The following is a 6,868-nucleotide window of genomic DNA, read 5'->3' on the forward strand; positions in this document are numbered from 1 at the left end:
TTCAAGATTTTAGAAAAGAAATTGGAATAAAATGAGACAGTTAAAATCAGCAGTTGTAGGAGTGGGATATCTTGGGCGTTTTCATGCTGAAAAGCATGCAAGCTCGACAAAGTCTAAATTAGTTGCGGTCGTGGATCGAAATCCAGAGCACGCCAGTGCAATGGCCGAGCACTTTCAATGCCAGAGTTTTACCGACTATCAAGCCTTAGTGGGTAAAGGCATTGATTGTGTGAGTGTCGCTGCTTCAACTCCAGCACATTACGAAATTACAAAATACTTACTTGAGAATGGAATTGATGTCCTAGTCGAAAAGCCAATGACGACTTCAGCTCAGGAAGCACTGGAGTTAATCGCCATTGCCAAAAAACATCAACGCATCCTGCAGGTTGGACATCTCGAGCGTTTCAATCCCGCCTACAAAGCCCTTGAAGGTAAATTAACAGCTCCACGCTTCTTTGAAGCAAAGCGCGTCAGTGCATTTTCGGGTCGAAGCTCTGATGTCGATGTTGTTTTTGATTTAATGATTCACGATCTAGATATTATTACACATTTAGCAAATTCCGAAGTTGTACGCATTGATGCAGTCGGAGTTCCAGTCTTGACAGCTTCAATTGATATCGCCAATGTTCGCCTGACTTTTCAAAATGGTGCCGTTGCCAATATCACAGCTAGTCGTGTTGCGAATGCAACTGAACGCTCAATTCGGGTGTTCCAGCCCGAAGTATATTTAGCAGTAGATTTTGGCCGCAAACGCTTACGTTTGACGACAAAGGTTGAAACTCCAGAGGGACCTAAGCTGGGGGTTGAGGAAATATCAATTGGCGAGCGCGATGCTCTCAATGACGAAATTGATTCTTTCTTCAATGCTGTTTTAACTCGCTCTACACCAGAAGTTACCGGTGAGGATGGCTATCGCGCAGTGATGCTTGCCGATCAAATTCGCCAAGCGATCTATGCAAATTATGAACAAGTAGAGCTAGCGAGTCCTACTCAAGCTCATGGAGCAGAAAGTGCAGTCCAAAGCGCATAGCTATAGCTCCAATCTGGTGATGGAATTTAATTTAAATCAAACGCAGAGTAATCTGAATACGCCGCAGCGTATTTTAGTTGTTGCTGGCGAAGCGTCGGGCGATGAGCACGCGGCAGAGTTGATTGCCGAACTTAAAAAACGTCATCCCGAGTTTGAATTCTTTGGCATGGGTGGGTCAAAGCTTAAGGCTGCGGGCCTGGATCAAGTTGTTGACGCAGAAAAGTCCGCTGCAGTGATGGGCATCACAGAGCTGTGGGGCGGACTGACTCAGGTAATTTCAGCGTTTAAGCGTATACAAAGAGCGGTGCGTGAACGTCGCCCAGATTTGGCAATTTTGGTAGATTTCCCAGATTTTAATTTGCGGCTTGCTAAATTTTTGAAGCGTGAAGGTGTTAAAATTTTTTACTACGTTGGCCCTCAAGTTTGGGCCTGGCGCAAGTCACGTGTGAAAACAATTCGTAAGCGTATTGACATGCTGGCCGTAATTTTGCCTTTTGAAGAAGCATTTTTTTCTCAGCATGGAATTCCTACAACTTATGTGGGGCATCCTCTGGTTGATCACCGTGTAAAAATTTCCCGTGACGAATTTATTCGTAACAATCAGTTGCCGCTGGCTGCAAACTACATTGCGCTCTTGCCAGGTAGTCGCAAAAGTGAAGTCAGAAATTTGCTCAAAGTTATGCTCGAAGCTTTCGACAGGCTCTCTACGGCACGTCCCGGACTACAAGCGCTGATTCCTGTTGCTGCTGGACTAGATTATGCAAGCCTGGAAAAGCTCGTCCGCGGACATCCGCATGTTTCACTTGTGCGTGAACAGGCACGTGAGTGTCTGACTTATGCTGAGGCAGCGCTTGTTGCTTCTGGTACTGCGACACTCCAAGCAGCACTGTGTAAGACTCCTTGTGCTGTGATCTACAAGCTTTCGAATTTTAGCTATTTTCTGGCACGATTATTAATCAGAGGCGTGAAGCATTTTTCTTTGGTAAATCTCGTCGCGGGTAGAAAATTAGTAACTGAGCTTTTGCAAGATCAGGTCACGCCAGAGCGTTTGCACCTCGAGTTAGAGTCAATTCTGGGTAATCCTGAGCATGCTGCGAAGATGCGTCAAGGATTAGACCTTGTTTCACAACGTTTACAGGGTAACCCACAGGATGGAGCAAGTACGGCACTGCGTGCTGCACGTTTAGCAGAGCAAGTGCTATTTGCTAAGCCGAGTAGCTAGACGCAGAAATTTGGATTCAGAAATTTGACCAAGGAATTTTAGGACGTTTTGTGATGACAATTTTCTCACCCGAATACCGTAGACTACTTGGTTTTTTAAAACCTTATAAATCTAAATTCTCGATTGCTTTACTGGCGATGGTTGTCTACGGAGCGACAGATGGAATTTTACCAATCTTAATCAAACGCATTTTAGATGATATTTTTGGCGCGAAGAATGAAGCCATGCTTTATGCACTTCCGGTTTATATCCTGATTTTTGCGCTGGTGCGTGGAAGCATGGGGTTTGTACAGCAGTACTTGTCTGGGGTAATTGGGTTTTCGATTATTCGTGATATTCGTAATGCGATCCAATCGCATTTACTCACGCTCTCTCCTGCTTTTTATGCACGTGAACAGTCTGGATCTTTAATCTCGCGCGTGACCAACGACACGCTGCAGGTAAAGACAGCGATTACCGACGCACTTTCCTCGATTTTACGAGACTCGGTTCGTGTGCTTGCGCTTTTAGCTGCTGCAATCTATCTCGACCCAGTTTTGGCGTTGATTGCCTTGATTGGATTTCCACTGGGGTTTTATCCACTGATTCGTTTTGGTAAGCGGATCAGAAAATTAAGTAAGTCGGGTCAAGATCAATTTGGCGGATTAACCTCGCTGTTGCAAGAGACCGTGCTCGGCCATGGAGTTGTTCAAGCCAACAATCAAGAAGCATATGAAGCAAAGCGTTTTGCCGCTGAGAATGCGAACTTAACTAAAACTCTGATTAAGGCCGAAAAGTATGGAGCACTTTCTGCGCCGACTAATGAATTGATTGCCAGCGTTGCGATTGGCTTAGTGCTGCTTTACGGCGGTTATAGCGTATTGCAGGGGGTTCGTACTCAAGGGGATTTTGTTGCCTTTCTTTCTGCCATGTTTATGCTCTATGAGCCCTTTAAGAAGTTAAGTCGCATTAACTATATGTTGCAAACTGGCTCGGCTGCAGCCGAGCGCATCTTCTCAGTGCTTGATACTAAGAGTGAGATTGACGATCGACAAAATGCACAAGCACTTAATTTAAATTCAGACTTTTCGATCAAATTCAATCAAGTGTGCTTTAAATATCAGTCGAAGGATGAGTATGCGCTGGATCACTTAAACTTTACACTGCAGCGCGGGCAAACACTTGCTCTGGTTGGGCCTTCAGGTGGTGGAAAAAGTACAATTGGTAATTTATTGCTGCGCTTTTATGATCCCCTCAAGGGCAGTATTGAAATCGCCGGAAAAGATTTGCGTGATTTGAAGCTTGCAAGCTTAAGGGCGCAAATCGGTTTTGTCGGACAACATACTTTTTTATTTAACGACACGGTTTTTAATAATATTTCCTACGGAAATTTGCAGGCATCTGTTGCTGAAGTTGAAGCAGCAGCTCGGGCGGCGCACGCAGAGGAGTTTATCCTAAATTTGCCACAACAATACCAAACTGTAATCGGCGAATTTGGCATGAGCCTTTCCGGTGGGCAGCGCCAGCGCTTAGCAATTGCTCGAGCGCTGTTAAAGAATTCTCCAATCTTATTACTTGATGAAGCAACAGCTGCGCTTGATAGCGAATCTGAACGTTTAGTGCAGGAGGCCTTAGATCAGCTAGTTGTCGGTCGCACTGTAATTGTGATTGCGCATCGCCTTTCAACGATCCGCCGTGCCGATCAAATTTTAGTGATTCAACAGGGGAAGGTTGTCGAGAGTGGCACACATCAAGATTTGCTTAAGCAATCAGGTGTGTATCAATATTTATATAATTTACAGTTTGCTGAAGGCAGCGCAGAGCATCAGCAGGGTGAACCGCGCTCACGCTTTACGCAATAGTAGGCAAGCATGCTCCTATTTTGGCTTCAATTCGTTATTTATCAACTCCTGCTGCTCATCATTCTGCCGGGGTTTATTTTCTTTTCCTTGCTGAATGCGCGTCTAAGATCCACTTTGACTCGGCGTTTGCTCTTGGCAAGCCCGCTCAAACTTACACGCCCACGCGTAGTCTTGATGCATGCAGCTTCTTATGGCGAGTTAGAAGGTGTGCGGCCGGTATTGCAAAAGCTTGAAATTAAGCTCAAGGATTGTGACTTTGTAATTTCTACTACTTCCGACACGGGCTTGACCAAGGCCCAGGCGTTAACGCCGCATGCTTTAATTTTGCCTTATGATTTCCTGCTTTTTCAGTGGATTTTCCTGAAATATATTCAGCCGCAGTTAATCCTGATTTTTGAAACAGAACTTTGGCCAGGCTTGCTTGTGACTGCAAGAATTTTAAAGATTCCTGTAGTTTTTGTGAATGCTAGAATTTCCGATCGCAAGTTTGAGAGCTATCGCAGATTTAAATTTTTCTTTGAACCGCTCTTGAAAAGCATCGGCGCAATCTTCGTGCAATCCAAGGATGACTTCAGAAAATTTGTAGAAATCGGGGCAGAGCAGAATAAGATTCAAGCCCTGGGCTTGACGAAACTAGATAGTTTGCAAGGGGCTGTGGATCAGAGCCGCCTAGAACTACGTAAGCGCTATGCGCTAAGCGAAAGGGATTTTTTATTTGTAGCCGGAAGTATTCGCCCCGGAGAATATGAATCAATTATTGCTGCAATTAAAACCATATTGCAGTTAAATCAAAATTTTTATGCAATCCTTGCGCCGCGGCATTTGGATCAAGTTACTACAATTCAGGCTGAATTGAGCCGTGCAGAGATTAATTATTTACGACGCAGCCTGGGGCAGGTTTTTTCTGCGCAGGCGCGGGTGATGCTCTTAGATTCAATGGGAGAATTAACTCAGGCTTATCAGGCTTCAGAAGTGAGCTTTATCGGCGGCACATTAGTTCCGATTGGGGGCCATAATCCGTTTGAAGCAGCACAGTTTGCTGTGCCGATTATCTTAGGGCGCAATACTGCGAATATTCGCTGGGGCGTAGAATTATTAAAGCAGACCAATGGTGTATTTGAAATTAATTCAAGCACGGAGCTTGTGAGCGTGCTAACGGATTTACTGCTGCAGCCTGAAAGGCGCCTGCAAATCGGCAACAATGCACAAGCGGCTTTTTTAGCGGCGCAAGGTGCAACTGATCGGGTGCTTGAAAGACTTGGCAAATATATAAGTTAAAACCTGAGTTCGGGATAAGATTTCGTTACGAGAGGGCTAAGATGCTGATAGATTTGATAAAAGATTTCTGCACGAAGCGTAGACGTGTAAGCTTGCGACAGATCGAGCATCGCACGGAAATATTTTTTCCAAAGATAGCGGTATATTAGCTCTCGTAGTAGATAGCTTATCCCGAACTCAGGTTCCAAGTATGATTTTAAAATTTTTTGCACTGCTTTATCGTTTTGGTACTGGTTTAAGGAATCGTCTCTACGATCGCGGCACGCTTTCTCAATATCGCTCGAAGTTAACAGTAATTTCTGTTGGAAATATTTCCGTTGGTGGAAACGGAAAAACTCCCTACGTGCAGCATTTAGCGCAGCGTTATTTGCGGGAGGGGCGACGCGTTGCAATTTTATTGCGTGGTTATGGGGGGTCAGAAATTGGCCCGTACCAAGTTTTAGGTTCGGAAGAGGCAAGTCGAGTCGGTGATGAAGCTTTATTACATAAGGCAGAGTTGGGTGGGAAATGTCCGGTGATTGTTGCTCGTTCGCGTGTTGCTGGAGCTAAGTATATTGAAGATGCTGACCTGGGGGATTTAATTATTTTGGATGACGGCTTGCAGCACCGCTCTTTAGCGCGGGACGAAAATCTAGTTTTGCTTGATATCAGCGCGTCTGATCGAGGTGAGTCAATTTTGTCGGAAAAAATTTTGCCTGCTGGTAAATTGCGGGAAGATTTTGATCTGGCGCTAACGCGGGCAACAAAGCTAGTTTTCGTGAGACGCGTCTTAAGTCATCAGGCTGAGCCTTTACCGGAGTGGATTGGCCGCCATGAGATACTTGCAGCGAAGCCATGTTCGCAATTTTTGCTTTATCCTGATGTTTTTGTCGATTTAGTTTCGCGGGAAAGGTTTGCGCTGGATTACTTTGTTGACAAGGAGGTTGTGGCTTTGACAGCGATTGCTAAACCTGAATTTTTCTTTGGGATGTTGCAAGGTTTGGGATTGTCGACTAAACGAAAAATTGCCTTAGCAGATCACAGCCAATTCCCCGTGAATTTGCTTGAGGAACTAAATGCTCAGGAGCTGCCTGTGATTGTTACAGCTAAAGATGCTGTGAAGTTAGGGTCTGGCACTTTTGATAAGCATAAATTTTTTACCTTAACCCTTGCTGCTAGTGAGTATGCAGATCAGATCTGAATTGATTAAGTTTTAAGCTGGAGGTGCTATGCAGAACGCAGAAGTTTTTAAGTGGGACGATTTGCCAATGGATTCGCCGATGCCACTTTTAGAGCGTCAGCGAATTATCGGCAATAAAATGATGATTTCAAATGTAGTCTTAAAAAAGGGCTGCTTTGTTAATTCGCACTCGCACGAGAACGAGCAATTTGCACTTGTAGTATCTGGCGAGGTGCGCTTTGGATTAGGCAAAGAAGGCTCAGACAATTACCGCGAGTTAGTGCTGAAGTCGGGAGAAGTATTGTATTTACCTTCGTTTGTTGAGCACTCGGCTTTTG

General features: G+C 44.8%; 6 protein-coding genes. All 6 read left to right on the top strand.

The window, feature by feature from the left end:
* Positions 1 to 31: 31 nt before the first annotated feature.
* A complete protein-coding gene (locus JNK13_05665; protein ID MBL7662222.1) occupies positions 32 to 1,030 on the top strand; it encodes a Gfo/Idh/MocA family oxidoreductase in 999 nt (332 codons plus the stop codon).
* Positions 1,011 to 2,252: a lipid-A-disaccharide synthase gene (lpxB, locus tag JNK13_05670; GenBank protein MBL7662223.1), complete on the top strand. Its 1,242-nt coding sequence runs from the start codon at positions 1,011 to 1,013 to the stop codon at positions 2,250 to 2,252. The genes JNK13_05665 and lpxB overlap by 20 nt, the downstream gene beginning before the upstream one ends.
* A gap of 53 nt (positions 2,253 to 2,305) precedes the next feature.
* Positions 2,306 to 4,093 carry a lipid A export permease/ATP-binding protein MsbA gene (gene msbA, locus JNK13_05675; GenBank protein MBL7662224.1) on the top strand — a complete coding sequence of 596 codons (1,788 nt, stop codon included), beginning with the start codon at positions 2,306 to 2,308 and terminating at the stop codon, positions 4,091 to 4,093.
* Positions 4,094 to 4,207: 114 nt separating this feature from the next.
* Positions 4,208 to 5,371 carry a hypothetical protein gene (locus tag JNK13_05680; protein ID MBL7662225.1) on the top strand — a complete coding sequence of 388 codons (1,164 nt, stop codon included), beginning with the start codon at positions 4,208 to 4,210 and terminating at the stop codon, positions 5,369 to 5,371.
* Positions 5,372 to 5,561: 190 nt separating this feature from the next.
* On the top strand, positions 5,562 to 6,551 hold the full coding sequence (gene lpxK, locus JNK13_05685) for a tetraacyldisaccharide 4'-kinase (GenBank protein MBL7662226.1): 990 nt from the start codon (positions 5,562 to 5,564) through the stop codon (positions 6,549 to 6,551).
* A 28-nt stretch (positions 6,552 to 6,579) separates the two neighbouring features.
* The coding region (locus JNK13_05690) for a cupin domain-containing protein (GenBank protein MBL7662227.1) at positions 6,580 to 6,868 on the top strand (289 nt) is incomplete at its 3' end.

The organism is bacterium, assembly GCA_016786595.1.
GTDB lineage: Bacteria > Bdellovibrionota_C > UBA2361 > SZUA-149 > JAEUWB01 > JAEUWB01.